We start from the raw sequence: 23,340 nt of genomic DNA on the forward strand, positions 1-23,340 counted from the left end.
CAGCTCAACGGCTTCGCCTCGGAAGTGACCCGCGTGGCACGCGAGGTCGGCACCGAAGGCAAATTGGGCGGCCAGGCGCAGGTGCGGGGCGTCGCGGGTACCTGGGCCGATTTGACCGACAATGTGAACCTGATGGCGGCGAACCTGACGGGTCAGGTGCGCAACATCGCCGACGTGACCACCGCCGTGGCGCGCGGCGACTTGTCGAAGAAGATCACCGTCGACGTGAAGGGCGAGATCCTCGAGCTGAAGGACACCATCAACACGATGGTGGACCAGCTCAACGGCTTCGCCTCTGAAGTGACTCGCGTGGCGCGCGAAGTGGGCACCGAGGGCAAGCTCGGCGGCCAGGCGCAGGTGCCGGGCGTCGGCGGCACGTGGAAGGACTTGACCGACAACGTCAATCTGATGGCGACCAACCTGACCAACCAGGTGCGCGGCATCGCCGACGTGGTCACCGCGGTGGCGCAGGGCAATTTGAAGCGCAAGCTGACCGTGGACGCCAAGGGCGAGATCGCGGCGCTCGCCGAGACGATCAACTTCATGATCGACACGCTCTCCACCTTCGGCGACCAGGTGACCAACATGGCCCGCGAAGTGGGCATCGAGGGCCGGCTGGGCGGGCAGGCGCGCGTGCCGGGCGCCGCAGGCCTGTGGCGCGACCTCACCGACAACGTGAACCAGCTCGCGGCGAACCTCACCAACCAGGTGCGCTCGATCGCCGACGTGGCGACCGCGGTGACCAAGGGCGACCTTACGCGCTCGATCGCGGTGGAGGCCTCGGGCGAGATGGCCGCGCTCAAAGACAACATCAACGAGATGATCCGCAACCTCAAGGACCAGACCTTGAAGAATGCGGAGCAGGACTGGCTCAAGACCAACCTCGCGCGCTTCAGCCGCATGCTGCAGGGCGAGCGCGACCTGAGCACCGTCTCGAACCTGATCATGTCCGAGCTCGCGCCGCTGGTGAACGCGCAGTACGGCGTGTTCTATGTCACCACGCGCGAGGCGGACGACACGGTGCTCGAGCTCGCGGCGAGCTACGGCGCCGAGAGCCGCGAGGAGCTCAAGTCCAAGTTCGCGCTGCGCGAGGGGCTGGTGGGCCAGGCCGCGGCGGACAAGCGCCCGATCCTGCTCGAGAACGTGCCCGGGGACTTCCTGCGGATCGGTTCGGGGCTCGGCCACGCCGCGCCCGCCAACGTGACGATCCTGCCCGCCTTGTTCGAGGACGAGGTCAAGGCGGTAATCGAGCTCGCCTCGTTCAGCGAGTTCAACGAGACCCACCAGAGCTTCCTCGATCAGTTGATGGAATCGGTGGGCATCGTGCTCAACACGATCGCGGCGACGATGCGCACCGAGGGCCTGCTCAAGCAGTCGCAGCTGCTGACCCAGGAGCTTCAGGCGCGCCAGACCGAGCTCACCACCAAGCAGGAGGAGCTGCACAACACCAACGAGGAGCTGCAGGAGAAGGCGCAGCTGCTCGAGAACGAGAAGAAGCAGGTCGAGGCCAAGAATCTCGAGATCGAGATGGCGCGCCGCGCGCTCGAGGAGAAGGCCGAGCAGCTCGCGCTGACCTCCAAGTACAAGTCCGAATTCCTCGCCAATATGAGCCACGAGCTGCGCACGCCGCTCAACTCGCTGCTGATCCTGTCGAAGCTCCTGTCGGACAATCCGCAGGGCAACCTCAACGAGAAGCAGGTCGAATTCGCGCGGACGATCAACTCGGCGGGCTCGGACCTGCTCAACCTGATCAACGACATCCTCGATCTGTCGAAGATCGAATCGGGCACCGTCTCGATCGAGGTCGGCGAGATGCCGATGCAGACGCTGCGCCAGCACATGGACCGCACCTTCCGCCAGCTTGCCGCCGACAAGAGCCTCGACTTCAACGTCGAGTTCGACGCCGGGCTGCCGGCGACGATCCGCACCGACGAGAAGAGGCTCCAGCAGATCGTGCTCAACCTGCTCTCGAACGCGTTCAAGTTCACCTCGCATGGCAGCGTCACGCTCGCGGTGCGGCCGGCGACCAAGGGGTGGAGCACCAACCATCCGGTGCTGCGCGGGGTCGATACCGCGATCGAGATCGCCGTTACCGATACCGGCATCGGCATTCCCGACGACAAGCAGAAGCTGATCTTCGAGGCCTTCCAGCAGGCCGACGGCACCACCAGCCGCAAGTACGGCGGCACCGGCCTCGGCCTTTCGATCAGCCGCGAGATCGCGCGGCTGCTCGGCGGCGAGCTCCAGGTCCGTTCGAAGCCGGGCGAGGGCTCGACCTTCACGCTGTTCGTGCCGCTCCAGGCGACCGCGCCCGTGCAGATCGGCCAGCCGGGCACGCCCGCGCGCTACGACAATAGCGGCGCGATGGTGCCGAGCGCACTTCCCAGCGCCGGCGCGTTCGACCTCAGCGACGATCGCGACCAATTGGGCGGCGATCCGTTCGTGCTGATCGTCGAGGACGATCCCACCTTCGCCTCGATCCTGCTCGACATCGCGCGCGGCGCCGGCCTCAAGGGCGTCGTCTCGGGCGCGGGGGCGGGGACGCTCGCGATGGTGCGGAAGCTCCAGCCGCACGCGATCACGCTCGATCTCGGCCTGTCCGACATCGACGGGTTCGTGCTGCTCGATCTGCTCAAGCACGATCCGCAGACGCGCCACGTGCCGATCCACGTCATCTCGGGCGCTGACAAGGTGGACAAGGCGATCGACCTCGGCGCGTTCGGCGTGACCGAGAAGCCGGCCGACAAGGAGGCGCTGGTCGGCGTGTTCCGCGATCTCGCCGATCGCATCGGCGAGGGCCCCGAGGTGGTCGAGCTGGTTCCCGAGCAGACCGAGCAGGTCGTCCAGGCCGCGCGCGGGGTGCCCGAGCTCGCCGACGCCAAGATCCTCATCGTCGACGACGACATCCGCAACATCTACTCGCTGACCAGCGTACTCGAGAGCTACGGCGTCGAGGTGCTCCACGCCGAGGGCGGCAGGGACGGCATCGTGATCCTCGAACAGACCCCGGGGATCGATATCGCGCTGATCGACATCATGATGCCCGAGATGGACGGCTACGAGACGATGCAGCAGATCCGCGAGCGGGCCGAGCTCGCGGACCTGCCGCTGATCGCGGTCACGGCCAAGGCGATGAAGGGCGATCGGCAGAAGTGCCTCGATGCGGGCGCATCGGACTATATCGCCAAGCCGGTCGACATCGACCTGCTGCTGGCGCTGCTGCGCGTCTGGATCGCACGCTCGCGCGATGCGTCGAAGGCGGCCGATACCGTCGTGGCGGAGCCGAGCTGAGGTGCAGATGGGCTCCAAGCTCCCACCGACCCGAGATGCGACGATCGCCGAGGCCCCGCTTGTGAAAGACCCCGAAGCCATCGAGGATCGCGCCAAGGTTCTCGTCGTCGACGACGACGAACGCAACCTGCTCGCGATCCGGACCGTGCTCGAGGACGTGGCCGACGTCGTCGTCGCCAATTCGGGCGAGGAGGCGCTACGCCAGCTCCTCAGGGGCGAGTTCGCGGTGATCCTGCTCGATGTCTACATGCCCGGCATCGACGGCTACGAGACCGCGCAGATCATCCGTTCGCGCGAACAGACCAAGCGCGTGCCGATCGTCTTCCTCTCCGCGGTGAACAAGGAGAGCCAGCATCTGCTGCGCGGCTATTCGATGGGCGCGGTGGACTATGTGTTCAAGCCGGTCGATCCGGTGGTGCTCCAGTCCAAGGTCGCGGTGTTCGTCGACTTGTTCACGATGACCAAGGAGATCCAGCGCAAGGCAAGGGCGGAGCAGGCGCTGCTCGACGCCAATCTGCGCGCCAATGCCGAGCGGCTGCGCATCGAGCAGGAGCTCCGCCTCGCCGAGCAGCGCCAGGCGGCGATCATCCAGTCGCTGCCGATCATCCTCTATCTCGAGGAGATCGACGCGAACCCGCGCATCCCCAAGTTCGTCAGCGGCAATTTCGCGGCGCTCACCGGCTTTGCCTTCGAGGACATCCGGAAATCGCCGACCTTGTGGGTGGATCGGCTGCATGCCGAGGATCGCCCGCGCGTCGTCGAGGCGATGGCCGGGCGCAGCGCGGGCCAGTCGCTCTCGATCGAGTATCGCTGGCAGTGCGCCGACGGACAGTACAAGCATTTCCTCGATCAGGCGGTGCTGCTGCGCGACGCGTTCGGCAACCCGCTCGAGTTCGCGGGCACCCTGCTCGACGTCACCGATCGCAAGGATCTCGAAAGCCAGCTCACCCAGGCGCGCAAGATGGACGCGATCGGGCAGCTGACCGGCGGCATCGCGCACGATTTCAACAACCTTCTCGCCGCCGTGCTGGGCGGGCTCGGCATGATCGAGCGGCGCGTGTCGCTGGACGACGATCAGGCCCGGATCGTCGGCATGACCAGGCACGCGGCCGAGCAGGGCGCCGAATTGGTCAAGCACCTGCTCGCCTTCGCGCGGCGCCAGAAGCTCGAGCCCGCCTCGATCCGGATCCCGCGCCTCGCCCAGTCGGTCACCAACTTGCTGGCACACACGCTGGGCGGGATGGTCGAGCTCGAATGGAAGCTCTCGGATCATCTGTCGCCCGTCTATGCCGACGCGGCGCAGCTCGAGCTCGCCTTGATGAACCTGATCATCAACGCGCGCGACGCGATGCCCGATGGCGGTGTGGTCACCGTGACGGCCGAAGATCGCGAGATCGTCGAGCAGGTTGGCCGAACCGGCCTCGCGCCTGGTCACTATGTCGTGATCGGCGTCCGCGACACCGGCTGCGGGATCGCGCCGGAGATGATCGAGCAGGTGCTCGAACCCTTCTTCACCACCAAGCCGGTGGGCAAGGGGACGGGGCTCGGGCTCAGCATGGTCTATGGCTTCGTGCAGCAATCGGGCGGCGAGGTGCGCGTCGACAGCGAGTTGGGCCGGGGCACGTGCGTCGAGATCTGGCTGCCGCGTGCGCCCGACACCGACGCGCAGGCGGAAGCCGAGGCCGAAGCCGGCGAAGCGCTCAACGGCACCACGGTCGCGATGCGGATCCTGCTGGTCGACGATCATGACGGCGTCCGCGCCACTACCGCCGCCTTGCTCGAGGATCTCGGCCACGAAGTGTCGCACGTGACCGAGGGCGCGCATGCGCTCGACCTGTTCCGCAGGGATCCGGCGGCGTTCGACCTGCTGATCACCGATTATGCGATGCCGCGCATGTCGGGCGCCGAGCTCGTGCGCCAGATCCGCGGCGAGCGCGCGGATTTCCCGGCGCTGATCATCACGGGCTATGCCGTGGCCGATATGGGCGCCTCGGAGGACATCGACGTCCGCGTCCTCGACAAGCCCTTCACGCCCGAGCAGCTCAAGGCGGCGCTACGCGAGCGACGTTGACTCGGTTTCCCGACGCAGCGGGGCTTGGAGCCTGTCGGAGACCCCGTCGATCCAGGTGCCGGTGACCTGGAACGCGTCGTCGAGCGCGACGAGATCGGCATGATAGCCGGGGGCGATCGCGCCGCGTTCGCCCAAGCCCAGGAATGCCGCTGGGGCGTGCGACGCCATGCACGAAGCCGCCGCGATCGGCGCGCCCAGCATCCTCACGGCATTGGCGAAGGCCGAGGCCATGTCGAGATGCGAGCCGGCGATGGTGCCGTCGGCATTCTTGCAGACCCCGTCGCGGACCTGAATCCGGCTTCCCTGCAGCATGAACGTATCCGAAGGACTGCCGACCGACGGCATCGCGTCGGTCACCAGCATCAGTTGTTCGGGCGGCTTGCAGCACAATGCGACCTTGAGTGTCGTCGGGCTGACATGGTGTCCGTCGACGATGATGCCGCAGACGAGCTCAGGGCGTTCGAGCGCTGCGCCGGTGAGCCCTGGCGCGCGCGCGGTGAGCGGGGACATCGCGTTGAACAGATGCGTGATCCCGGTGATGCCGGCCTCGACCGCCGCGATCGCCTGCGCATGGGTCGCGTTGCTGTGGCCCGCGGCGACGATCACCCCGGCGTCCACGAGACGGCGGATCGTCGCGGGCGTGGTCCGCTCGGGCGCCAGCGTCACCAATGTCCGACCGCGTTTGAGCGAGGTGAGCACGGCGAGGCCTTCGTCGTCGAGCGTGCGGATCTTGTCGGAGCGATGGATCCCGCGCCGCTCGACGTTGAGGAATGGCCCTTCGATATGGATGCCGAGCACTCCCGGAGCGCCCTGCTCGATCGCCATATCGACCGCTGCGACCGCGCGCCGGATCACGTCGAGATCGTCGCTGATCAGCGTCGGCAGGAAGCCGGTGGTGCCGAAGCGCCGGTGCGCGGCACCGATCGCGGCGATGCCATCGACGGTGGGGAATTCGTTGAACAGCACCCCGCCGCCGCCATTGACCTGGGTGTCGATGAAGCCGGGGAGCAGCATCGCGCCCGCGAGGTCGTGGCGCTCCGCATCGGCGGGAACCTGACCCGCGGGAACCACGGCGGCGATGCGATCGCCTTCGAGAAGCACGGCCTCGCCGTCGCGAAGGGCGCCTGCGCGCAGCACGCGGCCATTGACCAGGGCAGCGACCATCAGATTGTTTCGATGACCTTGGCACTGCCGCATGGCCGCGCCGCATGCGGCTCGCCGCCGATCGCGCTCAGGCGTTCTGTCTTTTCGGCCTGCAACGGCATCCCCGCTCCCACGCATGCTGTGCTTTATGCGCAATACTAATACCAATACAGGACCTCATGCTACCCAGAAAATGCATCTCATTGTCACGCTAGTGAAAGAATCCCTCTTGACGGTCTCATTGGTCTGACGGATGGTCCGGGAAATGGTATGCAAGTGGTATAAAGCCCGCATGCCATTTGGACATGGAGGGGTACAAATCATGCGGATTCGAGCTATTCTCGTCGGCACCGCCAGCGCGATCGCGCTGCTGTCAGGTGCCGCACACGCACAGACTTCGGACGATGCGCCCGTCGCGGCCGAGGCACAGGAAGACGGGGAAATCGTCGTCACCGGGTATCGCGCGTCGCTCGCCGCGGCGATCGAGACCAAGCGCAACGCCGATGCGATCGTCGATTCGGTCTCGGCCGAGGATGTCGGCAAGTTTCCCAATACCAATGTCGCCGAAGCGCTGACCTTGGTGCCCGGCGTCACCGTCGATCGCCAGTTCGGCCAGGGCGAGAAGGTCTCGATCCTCGGCACCGATCCCGCGCTCAACCGGACCTTGCTCAACGGCCAGACCGTCGCGTCGGCCGACTGGTTCATCCTCGATTCGCCCGGCCGCACCTTCAACTATGCGTTGCTCGCGCCGCAGCTGGTCAGCCGGGTAGACGTGCACAAGTCGCCCGAGGCGCGGATCGACGAGGGTTCGATCGGCGGCACGGTCAACGTCGTCACGCGCAGGCCGCTCGACCTCGAACCGTTCACCGTCGCCGGCACGCTCGGCTATCTCTACAATGATCGCTCCGAAAAGGGCGACGTCCAGGGCTCGGCGCTGGTCAGCTGGCGCAACGAAGCCGGCACGATCGGCTTCCTCGCCTCGTTCCAGCGCGCCAAGGATCGGCTCCGCCGCGACGGCCTCGAAGCCTATGGCACGATCACCGCGGACTTCTGGAACGGCCAGAACGACGCGGGGACGAGCTCGATCACCACGGGCAACTGCACGGGCACCTGCGCGACCACGCTCACCGCCAATCCCGACGCGGTGTTCCCCAATGCGTTCGGCACGTCCTATTTCGAGCAGGGCCGCGAGCGCCTGACCTATTCGGCCGCGGCGCAGTGGAAACCGGTGCCCGAGCTCACGATCGGCGTGGACTATCTGCGCATCGACGCGACCTACGACAATCTCAACCAGTCGATGTACGCCTTCCCGGGCAACACCTGGAACAGCGCCGGCGCGCTCAATTCATTGCAGGTGCAGGACGGGATCGTCACCCAGGCCTCGTTCACCAACGCGCTGTCGGTGCTCGACGCGCAATATCGCACCGCCGAGATGCACTCCGAGACCTGGCACGGCCAGGTCGGCTGGGAAGGCGTGAACTGGGACCTCAACGTCGAAGGCGGTATGTCCGACGCCGACGGCGGCACCAAGAAGCAGGTGTTTCTCGAATTCCTCAACTGGGCCAACTACACCGTCGACATCAGCGGCGCGCCGGGTAGCCCCGGCACGATCAGCTACACCACCGACGTGCTCGGCAATCCCGCGGCGTTCCGGACCGATCCAGGCTGGAGCGGCAACCTCGTCGAGAAGCCGACCACCGACAAGGAGCGCTACGGCCAGGCGGATCTCAAGTTCAAGTTCGACGGCAGCGTCAAGAGCGTGCAGATCGGCTACAAATATCGCCGCCACGAGACTGGCCAGCGCTATGCCGGCGTCACCGTCGCGGGCGTCAACGTGCCGGCCTCGCAGTTCAATACGAGCCAGGTCAGCGACAATTACCTGCGTGGCTTCAACGGCGTGAACGACCAGATGACCGGCCGTTTCGTCATCGACGGCAATTCGATGGTCGATTATGTCGAAGGCGGCAGCTGGGTGCCGGGAGGCGGAGCGGTTCCGACGCCTTCGCAGTTCGCCGCGATCGAGTTCGCCGCAGGCAATTGGGACGTGACCGAGGACATCCATGCCGCCTATGCGCAGATCAATTTCGAGCAGGGCGCGCTGCGCGGCAATATCGGTGCGCGCTACGTCAACACCAGCAGCGAGAGCGCGGGCTATGTCTGCACCCCCGGGTCGGCTTGCACCGCGGCATCGGACTGGACCTGGCAGACCACGAACAAGAAGTACGAAAAGGTCCTGCCGAGCATCAACATCGCGATCGATCTCAAGAAGGACCTGATTTTCCGCTTTGCGGCGACGCAGGTGATCGCGCGGCCGAACTATGCCGACATGACCAACTCCTTCTGGCTGTCGGACCAGATCCTCACCGGCGCCGGCGGCAACCCCGATCTCGATCCGTACGAGTCCGACAATTTCAACGCGTCGCTCGAATGGTATTTCGCACCGCGCGCGATCCTCGCGGGTGAGGTCTTCTACAAGAGCATCACCAACTACATCCTCCAGCAGACCGCGCCCGAGGATCATTTCAACACCTCGCAGGGCCGCATCACCACCTACAATATCAGCCGCCCGTTCAATGCGGGTTCGGCCAAGGTGAAGGGCTTCGCGCTCGCCTATCAGCAGAACCTGCCCTGGGGGTTCGGCGTGCTCGCCAACTACACCTATTCGGACGGCGAGGGGCAGGACGGCGCGGACCTGCCGTTCAACTCGCGCCATCAGGTGAGCTTCAGCCCGTTCTTCGAGAGCGGTCCGGTCTCGATCCGCGGGACCTATACCTGGCGGTCGAAGTACTTCACCGGGATCGATCGCGGCGACAACATGTATGTCCGCGACACCGCGAACGTCGATCTCTCGGCGACCTACAACGTCACCGAGAATATCGGCCTGACGGTGTCGGGGATGAACCTCACCGACAGCGAATATTATGCCTATGCCAACACGCCGCGCCTGCCGCGCGGGGTGTACCGTACGGGGCGCAAGCTCCTTGCGTCGGTCAACGTCAACTTCTGAGGCGGGGAGCCGATGACCGGGCGGCGGAGTTTCGAACCAGCGTTTCTCCGCCGCCCTGTTTTCTGTCGGGCCCGAGCCGCAGGCAGCGGATTGAGCGTGGCGCGAAACGGCCTAAGTTCATTGCTTATCATGACCGGGAGCCACGCTTGATTTCCCTTTCCCGATTGCTGTTCGCGTGAGCGGCATGATCGCCGACGCGGTTACCCTCGTCGCCCCCTTCGCCGGTTGGCTGGCGCCGATCGAGGCCGTGCCCGACGCCGTGTTCGCCGAACGGATGATGGGCGACGGCTTCGCGATCGATCCGGTCGAGAGCGTGCTGCGCGCCCCCGCGGCCGGCGAGATATTGTCGGTCCCCGCCACCGCGCACGCCGTGACGCTCCGCCTCGACAATGGCGCGGAGCTGCTGCTGCACATCGGGCTCGAGACCGTCGCGCTCGGCGGCAAGGGTTTCACGGCCAAGGTTGCGGCGGGGCAACGGGTCAACCCCGGCGACCCGCTGATCGCCTTCGATCTCGACGCGGTCGCGCAGAACGCGCGGGCGCTGATCACGCCCGTCGTGCTCGCCAGCGAAGGCTATCTCCTGACGCTCGAAGCCACCGGCCGCTTGGTCGAGGCGGGCGCGAGCGTTGCACGGATCGCACGTGCGCAGCCGCGTGAGGCGGACCGCGCCGCCGCGGCGGAAGAGCGTTTCGAGCGCGAAGTGACCGTCGCCGCCGCGCACGGGATCCATGCGCGTCCGGCGGCCCGGATCGCGGCGGCGCTGCGGCCGTTCGTCGCCGAAGTGGAGCTCGTCGCGGGCGACGACCGGGCGAACGCGCGCAGCACGGTGGCGCTGCTCGGGCTCGGCGTGACTTCGGGAAGCATCGTGCGGATCGCCGCCGCCGGCACCGATGCGCGCGCTGCGGTCGACGCCGTGGCCGATCTGATCCTCTCGGGGCTCGGCGAGGACGAGGCTGCGACGGCAGCACCGGCAGCTCCCGTCGTCCGAACCTCGGGCCCCGTCTGCGCATCGCCGGGCCTGGCGATCGGCCAGGCGCTGCAGCTGAAGGCAGTCGATCAGGAAGTGCCGGAGGACGGCGCGGGCGCCGCCGCGGAGCGCGCCGCGCTCGACAGCGCGCTCGCCGAAGTCGCCGGCCGCCTTGCCGGCACGCGCGGCGCGGCCGCAGAGATCGCCGAGGCGCACCGCGCATTGCTCGCCGATCCCGAGCTCCTCCGCGTCGCGAACGATCGGATCGCCGCCGGACGCAGCGCCGCCTTCGCCTGGCGCGCCGCCACTGCGCAGGCGTCCGACGCGATCCGCGCGACCGGCGATGCGCTGCTGATGGAGCGCGTCGCCGACCTGGTCGATCTAGAGCGCCAGGTGGTCGCCGCGCTGCTCGGCAGCGTCGGCGCGAGCGTCCCGGCATTGCGCCCGGGCACGATCCTGATCGGCGAGGATCTGCTGCCCTCGCAATTCCTCGCGCTCGACACCGCGAACCTCGCCGGCATCTGCACCGCGGCGGGCGGCCCGACCTCGCACGTCGCGATCCTCGCTGCGTCCGCCGGCATTCCGATGCTGGTCGCGGCGGGCGAGGGCGTGCTGTCGATCGCCGAGGGGATCCCCGTGATCCTCGACGCCGATGCCGCCGCGATCACCGTCGATCCGAGCCCCGATGCGCTTTCCGAAGCCAGCGAGCGGCTGTTCGAGACGCGCGAACGCCGCGCGCGCGAGGCCGCCGAGGCGCATGCGCCCTGCCACATGGCCGACGGCACGCGGATCGAGATCTTCGCCAATCTCGGCTCGGTCGCCGATGCCGCGGCCGCGGTCGCCGCCGGGGCCGAGGGCTGCGGGCTGCTCCGCACCGAGTTCCTGTTCCTCGATCGCGACACCGCGCCCGACGAGGAGGAGCAACGCGAGACCTGCTCGCGGATCGCCGCGACGCTCGGCGGGCGCCCGCTGATCGTCCGCACGCTCGACATCGGGGGCGACAAGCCCGTGCCCTATCTGCCGATGGGCGCCGAGGAGAATCCGGCGCTCGGCCTGCGCGGCGTCCGCCTCAGCCTCGCGCGGCCCGATCTGATGCGGCTCCAGCTCCGCGCGATCCTGCGCGGCGTGCCCGCCGGCCAGTGCCGGATCATGCTGCCGATGGTCGCCGATCTCGGCGATTATCGCCCGGTCGCGGCGTTGCTCGACGAGGTCCGCGCCGAGCTCGGTATCGCCGAGCGCGTGCCGCTCGGGGTGATGATCGAGACGCCCGCCGCGGCGATGCTCGCCGGCCAGATCGCGCGCGAGGCCGACTTTCTCTCGATCGGGACCAACGACCTGACCCAATACACGCTCGCCGCCGACCGCGGGAACGCAGCGGTATCGCAGCGGATCGACGCGCTCCACCCGGCGGTGCTCCGCCTGATCCGCGAAGTGGGGAAGGGCGCCCGTGCCGCGGGACGCTGGGCGGGCGTCTGCGGCGGCCTCGCCTCCGATCCGCTCGCCGCGCCGATCCTGATCGGGCTCGGCATCACCGAGCTTTCGGCGACGCCGGCGGCCATTCCGGGGCTCAAGGCGGTCGTCCGCGGGCTCGACATGAACCTGTGCACGGCATTGGCGGAGAGAGCGTGCGACGCCGCGTCTCCCGCCGAGGTCCGCGCTCTTGCCCGTGAGGCGCTGCAATGAGCTTCCGACCCACCGCCCTGCTCGCCAAGGCCCAGCCGCTCGGCCGCGCTCTGATGCTGCCGATCGCGGTGCTCCCGATCGCTGCCTTGCTGCTCCGGCTCGGGCAGGCCGACATGCTCGGCATCCCATTCGTCGCCGCGGCGGGCGAGGCGATCTTCTCCAATCTCGGCCTGCTCTTCGCCGCGGGCGTCGCGGTGGGGCTCGCGCGCGAGAACCATGGCGCGGCCTCGCTCGCGGGCGTCGTGGCCTATCTGGTCGCAGTCGAGGGCGCCAAGGTGCTGCTGCACCTGCCCCACGAGATCGCCACCGCGCCGGCGATCGAACAGGCCGCCTGGCGCGCGAAGGAAATCGCCAAGCTGAGCGTCGCCGCCGGCATCCTGGCGGGCATCGTCGCGGGCGTGCTCTACAACCGCTTCTCGAACATCAAGCTGCCCGATTATCTCGCCTTTTTCGCCGGACGTCGCTTCGTGCCGATCGTCGCGGGGCTCGCGGGCCTTGTCGGCGCGGTGCTGTTCGGGCTCGGCTTCCCCTGGTTCGAGGCGGGCGTCGATACGCTCAGCCGCTGGGTGCTCGGCGCGGGGCCGGTGGGACTATTCCTCTACGGGCTGCTCAACCGGCTGCTGCTGATCACCGGGCTGCATCACATCCTCAACAACATCCCCTGGTTCCTGCTCGGCGAGTACAACGGCGCGACCGGCGACATCAAACGCTTCTTCGCCGGCGATCCGAGCGCGGGCGCGTTCATGTCGGGCTTCTTCCCGGTGATGATGTTCGGACTGCCCGCGGCCTGCCTCGCCATGTACCGCAACGCGCTGCCCGAGCGCCGCAAGGCGGTGGGCGGCCTGCTGCTCAGCCTCGCGCTCACTTCGTTCCTCACCGGCGTGACCGAGCCGATCGAGTTCACCTTCATCTTCCTCGCCCCCGTGCTCTACGCCATCCATGCGGTGCTCACCGGCATCTCGATGGTGGTCATGGATGCGCTCGGCGTGAAGCTCGGCTTCGGCTTCTCGGCGGGGCTGTTCGACTATGTGCTCAATTTCGGCCTCGCGACCAAGCCGCTACTGCTGTTGCCGGTCGGTGCCGTCTATTTCTGGATCTACTACGTCGCGTTCAGCTGGAGCATCCGGCGCTGGGACCTCAAGACGCCCGGCCGCGAGACCGACGCGCCCGTTGTCGGACCGCAAGCCGTAACGGGCGAGCGGGGGCCGGCGATCCTCGCGGCGCTGGGCGGCGGCGCCAATGTCCGCAGCGTCGATGCCTGCACCACCCGGCTGCGGCTGGTGGTGGCGGATTTCGTGCCGGTCGACGAAGCCGCCCTGCGCGCGCTCGGCGCCCGCGGCGTGCTCAAGCTCGACAATGGCGCGCTCCAGGTCGTGTTCGGCCCGATGGCCGACCAGATCGCCGGAGAGGTGCGCGGGGCGCTGGCGGCGGGACCCGCCGCTGCTCCGGCCGCTCCGGCCGCGCCGCGGCTCGATCCCGCGGCGATCGTCCGCGCGCTGGGAACTGGCAACGTCCGCGCGGTGCATGCCCGAGGTACGCGTCTGCTGGTCGAGTTGAGTGACCTGTCGAAGCTGGACGAGCTCGCGCTCCGCCGCGGCGGCATCCTGGCCGCGGTGATTCCGAGTGATGCCGGCCGGCCGGTCCACCTCATCGCGGGTGGCGCGACGGCGCAACTGGCGGAAGCGCTTCAGCCGGTCAGGTAGCGCGCTGGATCAGTCCGGCGCGGTCGGCCTCGACCACATCGGCATAGGATACCCGTCCGGTCGCGCTTTCGATCCAGCATTCGGCGTCGCCATAGCCGCCCTGGCGCACCAGCACGAAGGCGCAGTCGCCGAACGGCCCGAACAATGCGGCGACGGGGCCGCCGCGTGCGGTGGGCCGGTTCACATAGACTTCGGCAAAGGCGCTCATCGGCGGCAGATTCACGGCGGTAGCGCCGTACATCGTGTCCATAACCCCTCCCAGGTCCCGTTTTTCTCCTCCGATCCCGGCTTCTTTGGCCGAGTCTTGAATCGGTTGGACAAGTTGCGAGTATGACGCACCATTTCGGCACGTCAACGGCCAAGTCGGCGCGTATTTGGTATAACCTGTCCAACCAATCCGTTCCGCCGGGCTTGGCAAGGCGGGCGCGTTGCGGCTAGCTACGGCCCGGGGAGGAGCGCCTTTGGCACAGGGCATTGCGCAAACGGGCGAGGGGCGGCTGGCCGACCGGGCCTATATGCGGATCGTCGAGATCATCAACGGCGACGATCTCCAGATCGGCGATCGGCTGCCGTCCGAACCGCGGCTCGCCGAGATGTTCGGCATGTCGCGCACGGTGGTACGCGAGGCGCTGGTGCGGCTCGCCGCCGACGGCATCACCGAGGCGCGGCGCGGCGCCGGTTCCTACGTCATGCGACGGCCCTCCGAGCGGCTCGGCGCGCACATGCCGATGGCCGAGCTTTCGGCGACGCTCGGCACCTATGAGGTGCGCTTCGTCCTTGAGGCTGAGGCCTGCCGGCTGGCGGCGATGCGCCGCTCGCCTGAGCAGATGGAGGCGATCCAGGAGGCGATGGAGGCGTTGCGCGCCGCCTTGCTATCCAACGGTCCCGCGCATGAGGAGGATTGGGCGCTCCATCGCACGATCTTCGAGGCGACGGCGAACCCCGCCTTCCTGGCGACGTTCGATCATCTCGAGGAAGGGATCTACCGGATCCTGCGCGCCGGCGTGGACATCTCGCGTGCGCGGTCGGTTGAAGCGATCGGCGCGATGATCACCGAGCACGAGATGGTGGTCGAGGCGATCCGCGCCCAGGACGCCGACGGCGCCGCGCTGGCGATGCGCTGGCATCTGTCGCAGGGGCGGAAGCGGCTGATGCCCTGATCGTCATCCCGGCGAAAGCCGGGATCGCGTGCCGTCGGTCGTTCGCTAGCCGCATGAGATCCCGGCTTTCGCCGGGATGACGGTTGGCTTAGCGCCAGCCGCCGCCCAGTGCCTTGTACAGCGCCACCGCCGCTTGCCCCTTCGCAGCACGTGCTTGATCGGCGCGGCTCTCGGCGCCCAGCAATACCTCGCGCGCACGGAGCAAGGTCAGCCGATCGTCCTCGCCGCGCGCCTGCCGCTTCTCCGCCAACGCATAGGCGGCGCGCTCGCGCTCCAGGGCGGCGCTCGCCTCGGTCTCGGCGGTGCGCGCATTGAGGAAGCGGTTGATCGCCGCCTCGCTGTCCGAAAGCGCGCCGAGCACCGCTTTCTCGTAGCGTGCCGCCGCGCCCTGGGCGCGGGCATCGGCGGCGCGGATCTGCGCGCGGATCGTCCCGCCCGAGAAGATCGGCCAGGAGAAGCTCGGCCCGATCTGCAGCCGCGTGCTCTCGCCCGAGAAGAGATCGCCCGGCGTGCGCGCCTGCTGGCCGATGCTGCCGAACAGGCTGAAGCGCGGGAACAGGTCCGCGGTCGCTACGCCGATATCCGCGGTAGCAGCGGCAAGCTCGCGTTCGGCGCGGCGGATGTCCGGCCGGCGTTCGAGCAACTCCGAACGCACCCCGACGAGGATCCGGTCGGGGCTGGCGGGAAGCGGCGCGGGCTTGCGCAATTCGGGAGCCACGTCCTCCGGCGCCGCGCCGACCAGAGCCGCGATCCGATACGCTGCCGCGGCCGCCCGTGCCTCGGCATCGGGGACGGCGGCCGCGCTGGTCCGTGCCGCGCCCTCGGCGCGCTCCAGCTCGAGCCGAGACGCTTCCCCGGCGGTGAAACGCAGCTGGGTCAGCCGCGCCAGCTCGGCATCCGATGCGGCGACCGCCCCGACGCTGGCGGCGTCCGCCTGCGCCGCGCGCAAGTCGAAATAGCTCCGCGCGACTTCGCCGATCAAGGTCAGCATCACGTCGCGCTGGCCGAACAATGCCGCGTCGGCACGCGCATTCGCCGCTTCGACCTGGCGCGTGCGCCGGCCCCAGAAATCGAGCTCCCAACTCGCGTCGAAGCCGAGGTCGAACAGGCGGAACTCGCGGTCGACGCCGGGGATGTTGCCGATCGGCAGCTGGCCGTTCTCGCTCAGCCGGTTCTCGGTAGCCGAGCCGGTCGCCTGCACGCTCGGCAGTCGCCCGCCCGCGGCGGCGTCGCGGTTCGCGCGTGCCTCGGCGAGCCGTGCTTCGGCTTCCTTGAGGTCCGGCGCGCTCGCGATCGCCCGCGCGACCAGTGCGGAGAGCCGGGCGTCGCCGAAGCTGTCCCACCAGGCGAGATCGACCGCGCCCGGCGCGCCGGGCTCGAGCCAGGGCGCCTGCGTCGCCGCGGTCGGCGCGGGCCGCTGGTAATCGGGGCCGACGGTGCAGCCGGCGAGGAGCAGGGGCAGAACGAGCAGGGGCAGGCGAGGCATCGGAGTCACTCCATGCGCGCACGGAACAGCCAGGCCGACGCGGAGAGCGTTGCGCAGGCGATCAGCGCGAGCGGCCAGAGCTGGTGGAACACGGCGGCGGCGGGCATCGCCTTGAGGAAGAGTCCCTGGACGATGACGAGGAAATAGCGGGCGGGGTCGAGATAGGTCACGACCTGGAGCCAGTCGGGCATGTTGTCGATCGGGCTGGCATAGCCCGAGAGCAGGATCAGTGGCGTGGTGATCAGGAACACGCCGAGGAACGCCTGTTGCTGCGTCTTCGCGAGCGACGAGACCAGCATGCCCAGCCCGATCAGCGCGAGCATGTACATGGCGAGGCTCAAATAGAAGAGCAGCAGCGATCCGGTGAAGGGCACGCCGAATATCAGTGGCGCGACGATCAGATACACGCTGCCGTTGATCATCCCGATGATGAAGGGTGGCACCATCTTGCCGATCAGGATCTCGTGCACGCGCAAGGGCGAGACCATCAGCTGGTCGAACGTTCCCAGCTCGCGCTCGCGCGCCACCGATTGCGAGGTGATGGCGAGCCCCGCGACCGAGGTGATGATCGCCACCAGCGAGGGCAGAGTGAACCAGATGTAATCGAGCGCCGGGTTGTACCAGTTGGTGACCACGCTCCCCGGCGGCTGTGCGGGGCCCGGCCGCGCCACCGTGTCCGCGCCGACCCCGGCGACGATCTGGGTGAGGTAGCCGTTGACGATCTGCGCCGCGTTCGAGCGCCGTCCGTCGAGCACCACGCCCACCGTCGCCGGCTTGCCCGCGGCGACGCGGCGGTCGAAATCCTCGTCGATCACCAGGGCGGCGATCACCTTCTGGTTGTCGATCGCGTCGCGTAGTTCGTGCGGGCTGCGCAGCTGCACGATCTTGCGGAAATTGGGGCTGCCCGTGATCCTCGACACGATCTCCGCCGAATGCGCGCCGGAGCTGCGATCGAGGATCGCGACGTCGACATTCTTGACGTCGAGCGTGGTCGCGAAGGTGAAGATGAACAGCTGCATCAGCGGCGGCACGAACAACACGATGCGCGACTTGGGATCGCGCAGCACCGCCCACATCTCCTTGACGATCATGGCCAGCAACCTGCGCATCAGTCGAGGCTCCTTCGCGTGACCCGGAACGACAGCAGGAAGAAGAACAGCCCGAAGCCGAGCATGATGCCGATGTTCGGGAGCAGCAGGGGCCATTGGTCGCCGGCGAGGAACACCGATTCGAGCGCCGGGATCAGGTAGCGTGCCGGCACCAGATAGGTCAGCGCCTGGATCGGCCAGGGCATCGAGCTGATCTCGTAGATGAAGCCCGAGAGCAGGAAGGTCGGCAGGAAGGCCGAGAGCAAGGCGATCTGGCTCGCGACGAACTGGTTCTTCGTGGCGGAGGAGATGAACAGCCCGAGCCCGAGGGCGGGCATCAGGAACGCCGATCCGACCACGAACAGCGCGAACACCGATCCGCGGAAGGGTACGCCGAAGATGAACACGCCGATCACGGTGCACAGCGTCATCGAGGCGAGGGCGAGGAGATAATAGGGGATCACCTTGCTGGCGATGAACTCGGCCATCGAGATCGGCGTGGCCATCATCGCCTCCATCGTGCCGCGCTCCCATTCGCGCGCGACGACGAGCGCCGTCAGGAGCGTGCCGATCATCGTCATCACGTTGGCGATCGATCCGGGGACGAGGAAGTAGCGGCTCTTGAGCTCGGGATTGTACCAGAAGCGCGACGAGAGGCTGACCGGCGGCCCGGCCGCTCCGGGATTGCGCTCCAGCCCCTCGGCGGCCGCCCATTGCGCGCGCACGCCCTCGCCATAGGCCGCGGCGAAGTTGGCGGTGTTGGGCTGCGATCCGTCGGTGATGATCTGGATCGCGGGCGCGCGGCCGCGCTTCACGCCCTCGCCGAAATCCGGTGGGATGACGATGATCGCGCGCAGGTCCCCGGAGACCATCCTCTCGCGCACCGGCTGGATCGTCCGCGCCATCGTCACGTCGAAATAGCGCGAGGTCTGATAGGCCTGGGCGAGCCTGAGCGCGGGCGCGCTCGAATCCTGCAGCACCACCCCGATCCGCGTCCGGCTGCTGTCGAGCGACACCGCATAGCCGAACAGGAAGAGCAGGATCATCGGCAGCACGAAGGCGATCAGGAAGGTCGACGGATCACGCAGGATCTGCGCGCCTTCCTTGCGGACGAGCGCGGCGAGGCGGCGAGTGGAGAAGCTACTCATAACCCCTGCCCTTCAGGGGAGGGGTTGGGGTGGGGCAGTGCCTCAAGCGACAGGGCTCGCGGACAGGCCCTATCCCCAACCCCTCCCCTGAAGGGGAGGGGCTTTAAGAGGGAAACCCCGCTCACGCCGCCTCCCTCCCTTCGCGTCGCCGGTCGAATTCCTCGATCAGCGCGATGAAGGCGTCCTCCATCGTCGGATCGTCGAGCCCGGCAAGCTCGCCCGCCTGCGCCTTCAGCTCATCCGGCGTGCCGGTCGCGATCTGCTCGGCGCGGTAGATCAGCGTGACGCGGTCGCAATATTCGGCCTCGTCCATGAAGTGCGTGGTGACCAGCACGGTCACGCCCTTTTCGACCAGTCCGTTGATATGTGTCCAGAACTCGCGCCGCGTGACCGGATCGACACCCGAGGTCGGCTCGTCGAGGAAGAGGACGGGCGGCTCGTGCATCACCGCGCAGGCGAGCGCGAGGCGCTGCTTGAAGCCGAGCGGCAGCGTCCCCGCATTGACGTCGAGCTTTCCCTTCAGCTCGAAGATCTCGATCATCGCCTCGATCGCGCGCTTCGCGGTCTCGCGGTCGAGATCATAGGCGCCGGCGAAGAAATCGAGATTCTGGCGGACGCTGAGATCGCCGTAGAGCGAGAATTTCTGCGCCATGTAGCCCAGCGACGCCCGCGCATCGGCGCGCGAGCGCCGCAGGTCGTGCCCCGCCACCGCCCCGCTGCCGCTGGTCGGCGTGAGCAGCCCGCACAGCATCTTGAACGTCGTGGACTTGCCCGCGCCGTTCGGCCCGAGCAGTCCGAAGATTTGCCCGCGCGGAATCTCGAAATGCATCTCGCTCGCCGCGGTGAAGTCGCCGAAACGCTTGGTCAGCCCCTTGGCCTCGATCGCGCACGCGTCGCTCTCGGGGATCGCCCGATAGCGTGCCGCGAGCGCGCTGGTGCCCTTGGGCCCGCCGCCCAGCCGTTCGATGAAGCCGTCCTCGAAGCGGGGCGGGGCGGGCTCGATCGTACCGCCCTCGGCTGCCAGCGATCCCGGGGTGGGGGCGGGCGCGTTCTCGGCCATCAGCAGCCGCACCGATCGCCCCTGGATCGTCCCGTCGATCACTTCGTCGCGGTCGAGCGTGCGAGTGAGGAAATGGCGGCGGCGGTCCTTGAAGCCGGTGACGCGGAACACGCGGCTCTCGACCTTGCCGGTGAGATCGGCGGGCGGCCCGTCGAACAGCAATTGCCCCTCGTTGAGCAGATAGACGGAATCGCACTTCTCGGCCTCGTCGAGATAGGCGGTCGACCAGAGCACGCCGATCCCTTGATCGGTGAGCTCGCCGACCATCGCCCAGAGCTCGCGCCGCGAGATCGGGTCGACGCCCACGCCGGGTTCGTCGAGCAGCAGCACCCTGGGCGTCTTCACCAGCGCGCAGGCGAGCCCGAGCTTCTGCTTCATGCCGCCCGAGAGTTTGCCCGCCAGCCGGTCCTGGAAGCGCGCGAGGTCGGTGAAGTCGAGCAGCCGGTCGAAGCTCTCCTTGCGCTCGGCTTTGGGCAGCCCGCGCACTTCGGCATAGAGGGTGAGGTTCTCGATGACGGTCAGGTCCTCGTAGAGCCCGAAGCGCTGGGGCATGTAGCCGAGGTCGTCGAGCTTCCGCCCCGGCGCCGCGCCCAGCACCTCGACCTCGCCGCCGGTCGGCGCCATCAGCCCGGCGAGGATGCGGATCAACGTGGTCTTGCCCGCCCCGTCGGGGCCGACGAGCCCGGTGACCTTGCCGGGCGCGATCACCATGGAGACACCGTCGAGAGCCGTGAGCGCGTCGAAGCGCTTGATGAGGTTCGAGGTGCGGGCGACGGGGCCGGTCACAGCTCGTGGCTCCGACCCCATTCCGTCACCCCCGCGAAAGCGGGGGCCCATCTCCTGCACGTGCAGCGAATACAACAGCTGTTGTCTTGCCGGGAGAGGCTGGGAGATGGGCCCCCGCTTTCGCGGGGGTGACGGTTGTACATCTCAACCCCCATGCCGCGCCCGCGCGCCGATCACGCGCACCGTCACCGGCTGGCCCTGGCGCAGCGCGTCGTCGGGATCGTCGACGATCAGGCGGACCTGATAGACGAGGTCGGTGCGCAGATTCTCGGTCTCGACCGACTTGGGCGTGAACTCCGCACGCGGCGCGATATAGCCGATCGTCCCGCGATAGGTCCTGGGGTTGCCGTCGGCGGTCACCTGCACCTTCATCCCCGGGCTGATCCGGCTGAGATCGGTCTCGGCGACATAAGCGCGCACGCGCATCGGCCGGTCGATCGACAGCGTCAGCACGGTCTCGCCGGGCTGGACGATCGCGCCGGGCTCACGGGCACGCGTGACGATGGTCCCTGCGCTGGCCGCGACGAGGCGCGCGTCCGACCGGTCGGTGGCGACGCTCGCCCGAGCGGCCTGTGCCGATCGCAGTTCGGCGGCCGCCCCGGCGATCTCCTCGGGCCGGCTGCCCGCCTGGAGCAGCGACAGCCCCTGCTTCGCCTCGGCAAGCTGCGCGGCGGCGCGGTCACGGTCGGCGCGGGTCTGCTCCCAGATGTCGCGGCTGATCGCGCCTGGGGCGACCAGCGGCTGGCGCCGCGCAAAATCGCGCTGGGCATTGTCGTACACCGCCTGCGCGGCGACGACGCGGGCGCGCGCCTGGCCGATATCCTGCGCCCGCGCGCCGTTGCGCGCCTTGTCGTAGCTCGCCTGCGCCTGGGCGACGCGCGCGTCCGCCTCGGCGATGCGGCTGTCGAGCGTCGCGGTGTCGAGCGTCGCGAGCAGCTGGCCCTGGGTCACCTTCGCGCCTTCGTCGACGCCGATCGCCGCGATCCGCCCGCCGACCCGGAAGCCCATGTCGACTTCGCGGATGTCGACATTGCCATAGAGCGTGAGCTCGGTTTCGGGCCGGCCGGGCATCAGCCCGAAGCCGCGCGTGGCGAAGGCCGCCACGGCGAGCACCACCACCAGGGCGAGCACGATCAGGTGGCGTCGGTTCATCGCGGCTTCTCCGAAAGGATGCAGAGCAGGTTGGCGCGCAGCCGCGCGCGCAGCAGCGCGGCGGCCTCCTCGTCGATCCGATCCACCTTGAGCGCGCGGCACACCGCCGCGCGGCCTGCGCGCAGCACCATCGCCTGGCCGAACAGCAGAATCGCCATCGCCACGATCTCGCGATCCGCCAGGTCGGGCCGGGCGCGTCCGATCAGCTGAACGAACGCGTCGAGGATAGGCTGCATCGCCCGGGTGAACAGCCGGTCGAATGCCTCGGTCGGGAATTGCTGCTCGCGGATGATGAAGCGCGACCATGCCTCGGTCTCGGGCCGCAGCATCATCTGGGCGAGGCCGTCGAGCACCGTCGCGAGCGCCTCGATCGCCGCCGCGGGCGATTCCTGTCCAGTCGCCACCGCGCGTGCGACCGCCTCTCCCTGGAGGTTGCGGATCGATGCGGCGATATGTTCGGCGGCGGCGAGGTACAGGCCCTGCTTGCCGCCGAAATGATAAGTGATCGAGGACATGGCGGTGCCCGAGGCGCGCGCGATGTCGCGCGTGCTTGCGCCTTCGAAGCCGAGCTTGCCGAACTGGTCGATCGCCGTATCGAGGAGAGTTGCAGAAACCATCGCCCTCGCGTCCGTTCGTTCGAACGAACAGTGCATATGCTTGCATCTCGGGCGACGCAAGGCCTTTGTGCGTCAGTGGCTTGCACCTGTTTGACCGGCTACGCGTTAATACTAGTGTTTTTTCCACACTTTGCGATTATGTACCGATCATTATGAAACTTGCCATCTGCAATGCCCCCAAAGGGCGTCCGCGCGAATTCTGCGTCGATGAGGCGCTCGCCCAGGCGCTCCGCGTATTCTGGAGCAAGGGCTATGAAGGCGCGTCGCTCACCGATCTGACCGACGCGATGGGGATCACGCGTCCCAGCCTCTACGCCGCGTTCGGCAACAAGGAAGCCTTGTTCCGCAAGGCGCTCGATCTCTACGAGCGCGAGAAGCTCTGCTACATGGCCCAGGCGCTCGACGCCCCTACTGCGCGGGGCGTCGCCGAACGGCTGCTGCGCGGCGCGCTCGAGATGCAGATGAGCGACTGCGAGCCGCGCGGCTGCCTGCGCGTGATCAGCTCGGTCGCGTGCGGAGTCGAGGCTGAATCGATCCGCGAGGAAGTCATCGCCCGCCGCAAATCCTCGATGGAGGCGCTGATCAAGCGCTTCGAGCAGGCTCAGGCCGCCGGCGAACTGCCCGACCACATGGATGCAGAAAGCCTCGCCGGTTATCTCGGCGCGCTGCTCCAGGGGCTGTCGCTCCAGGCCGGGGCGGGCGCCAGCCACGAGGAGCTCGAACGCTTGGTCGAGACCAGTCTGGCGGTCTGGCCGACCAAATGAGGTTCCTGGCTTAGGAGGCTCCCTCCGCCGCGATCCGCATTTTGAATCCGTCGCGGCCGTCTCGATGTCCGCGTAAGAATATTGCTCTATCGTGCAACTTCAAAAGCGAATCTACGTGAAAGACGTAAAATTGGGCCTGCGAAACCCTATAAACCACGCGCGCTAGAGAGGGGCTCCTGACGTTGTCAGGCGTAAGCGAGTGTCGCGCGTTAAA

At 68.0% G+C, this 23,340-nt stretch carries 15 protein-coding genes; 7 read left to right on the forward strand and 8 right to left on the reverse strand.

The window, feature by feature from the left end; genetic code table 11:
- The coding region (locus tag MT490_RS06520; protein WP_297385363.1) for a response regulator at positions 1-3,291 on the forward strand (3,291 nt) is incomplete at its 5' end.
- A 61-nt stretch (positions 3,292-3,352) separates the two neighbouring features.
- Positions 3,353-5,362, forward strand: coding sequence for a response regulator (locus tag MT490_RS06525; RefSeq protein ID WP_297385365.1), 2,010 nt, complete (start codon positions 3,353-3,355; stop codon positions 5,360-5,362).
- Here the strand turns inward: MT490_RS06525 and nagA are convergent.
- On the reverse strand, positions 5,345-6,526 hold the full coding sequence (gene nagA, locus MT490_RS06530) for an N-acetylglucosamine-6-phosphate deacetylase (protein WP_297385367.1): 1,182 nt from the start codon (positions 6,524-6,526) through the stop codon (positions 5,345-5,347). The two genes, MT490_RS06525 and nagA, sit on opposite strands and share 18 nt — an antisense overlap.
- Positions 6,527-6,827: 301 nt before the next feature.
- Between nagA and MT490_RS06535 the strand changes: the two genes are divergently transcribed.
- The 3 genes from MT490_RS06535 (at position 6,828) to nagE (ending at position 13,865) form a co-directional block, all read left to right on the forward strand.
- Complete coding sequence (locus MT490_RS06535) at positions 6,828-9,512, forward strand: TonB-dependent receptor (protein ID WP_297385369.1); 2,685 nt, start codon at positions 6,828-6,830, stop codon at positions 9,510-9,512.
- Between the two features lie 175 nt (positions 9,513-9,687).
- Complete coding sequence (gene ptsP, locus MT490_RS06540) at positions 9,688-12,162, forward strand: phosphoenolpyruvate--protein phosphotransferase (protein ID WP_297385371.1); 2,475 nt, start codon at positions 9,688-9,690, stop codon at positions 12,160-12,162.
- Positions 12,159-13,865, forward strand: coding sequence for an N-acetylglucosamine-specific PTS transporter subunit IIBC (gene nagE / locus MT490_RS06545; protein WP_297385372.1), 1,707 nt, complete (start codon positions 12,159-12,161; stop codon positions 13,863-13,865). The genes ptsP and nagE overlap by 4 nt, the downstream gene beginning before the upstream one ends.
- Here the strand turns inward: nagE and MT490_RS06550 are convergent.
- Complete coding sequence (locus tag MT490_RS06550) at positions 13,858-14,115, reverse strand: hypothetical protein (protein WP_297385374.1); 258 nt, start codon at positions 14,113-14,115, stop codon at positions 13,858-13,860. The two genes, nagE and MT490_RS06550, sit on opposite strands and share 8 nt — an antisense overlap.
- 211 nt (positions 14,116-14,326) lie before the next feature.
- Here MT490_RS06550 and MT490_RS06555 point away from each other — a divergent pair, with 211 nt between their 5' ends.
- A complete protein-coding gene (locus MT490_RS06555; RefSeq protein WP_297385375.1) occupies positions 14,327-15,025 on the forward strand; it encodes a FadR/GntR family transcriptional regulator in 699 nt (232 codons plus the stop codon).
- 88 nt (positions 15,026-15,113) lie between these two features.
- Here MT490_RS06555 and MT490_RS06560 read toward each other — a convergent pair whose 3' ends face one another.
- The 6 genes from MT490_RS06560 to MT490_RS06585 all read right to left on the reverse strand — a co-directional run bounded on the left by MT490_RS06560 (position 15,114) and on the right by MT490_RS06585 (position 22,362).
- On the reverse strand, positions 15,114-16,511 hold the full coding sequence (locus MT490_RS06560; protein WP_297385377.1) for an efflux transporter outer membrane subunit: 1,398 nt from the start codon (positions 16,509-16,511) through the stop codon (positions 15,114-15,116).
- Positions 16,512-16,516: 5 nt separating this feature from the next.
- Positions 16,517-17,620, reverse strand: coding sequence for an ABC transporter permease (locus MT490_RS06565; RefSeq protein ID WP_297385379.1), 1,104 nt, complete (start codon positions 17,618-17,620; stop codon positions 16,517-16,519).
- Entirely contained in the window at positions 17,620-18,747 is a 1,128-nt protein-coding gene (locus MT490_RS06570; RefSeq protein WP_297385380.1) for an ABC transporter permease, read from the reverse strand. The genes MT490_RS06565 and MT490_RS06570 overlap by 1 nt, the downstream gene beginning before the upstream one ends.
- Before the next feature lie 121 nt (positions 18,748-18,868).
- On the reverse strand, positions 18,869-20,614 hold the full coding sequence (locus MT490_RS06575) for an ATP-binding cassette domain-containing protein (RefSeq protein ID WP_363321731.1): 1,746 nt from the start codon (positions 20,612-20,614) through the stop codon (positions 18,869-18,871).
- Positions 20,615-20,737: 123 nt separating this feature from the next.
- A complete protein-coding gene (gene hlyD, locus MT490_RS06580; RefSeq protein WP_297385384.1) occupies positions 20,738-21,745 on the reverse strand; it encodes a secretion protein HlyD in 1,008 nt (335 codons plus the stop codon).
- Positions 21,742-22,362: a CerR family C-terminal domain-containing protein gene (locus tag MT490_RS06585; protein WP_297385386.1), complete on the reverse strand. Its 621-nt coding sequence runs from the start codon at positions 22,360-22,362 to the stop codon at positions 21,742-21,744. The genes hlyD and MT490_RS06585 overlap by 4 nt, the downstream gene beginning before the upstream one ends.
- A 152-nt stretch (positions 22,363-22,514) precedes the next feature.
- Here MT490_RS06585 and MT490_RS06590 point away from each other — a divergent pair, with 152 nt between their 5' ends.
- On the forward strand, positions 22,515-23,126 hold the full coding sequence (locus tag MT490_RS06590; protein ID WP_297385387.1) for a TetR/AcrR family transcriptional regulator: 612 nt from the start codon (positions 22,515-22,517) through the stop codon (positions 23,124-23,126).
- Positions 23,127-23,340: the final 214 nt, after the last annotated feature.

Source organism: Sphingomonas sp. (assembly GCF_026460985.1).
Taxonomy (GTDB): Bacteria; Pseudomonadota; Alphaproteobacteria; order Sphingomonadales; family Sphingomonadaceae; genus Sphingomonas.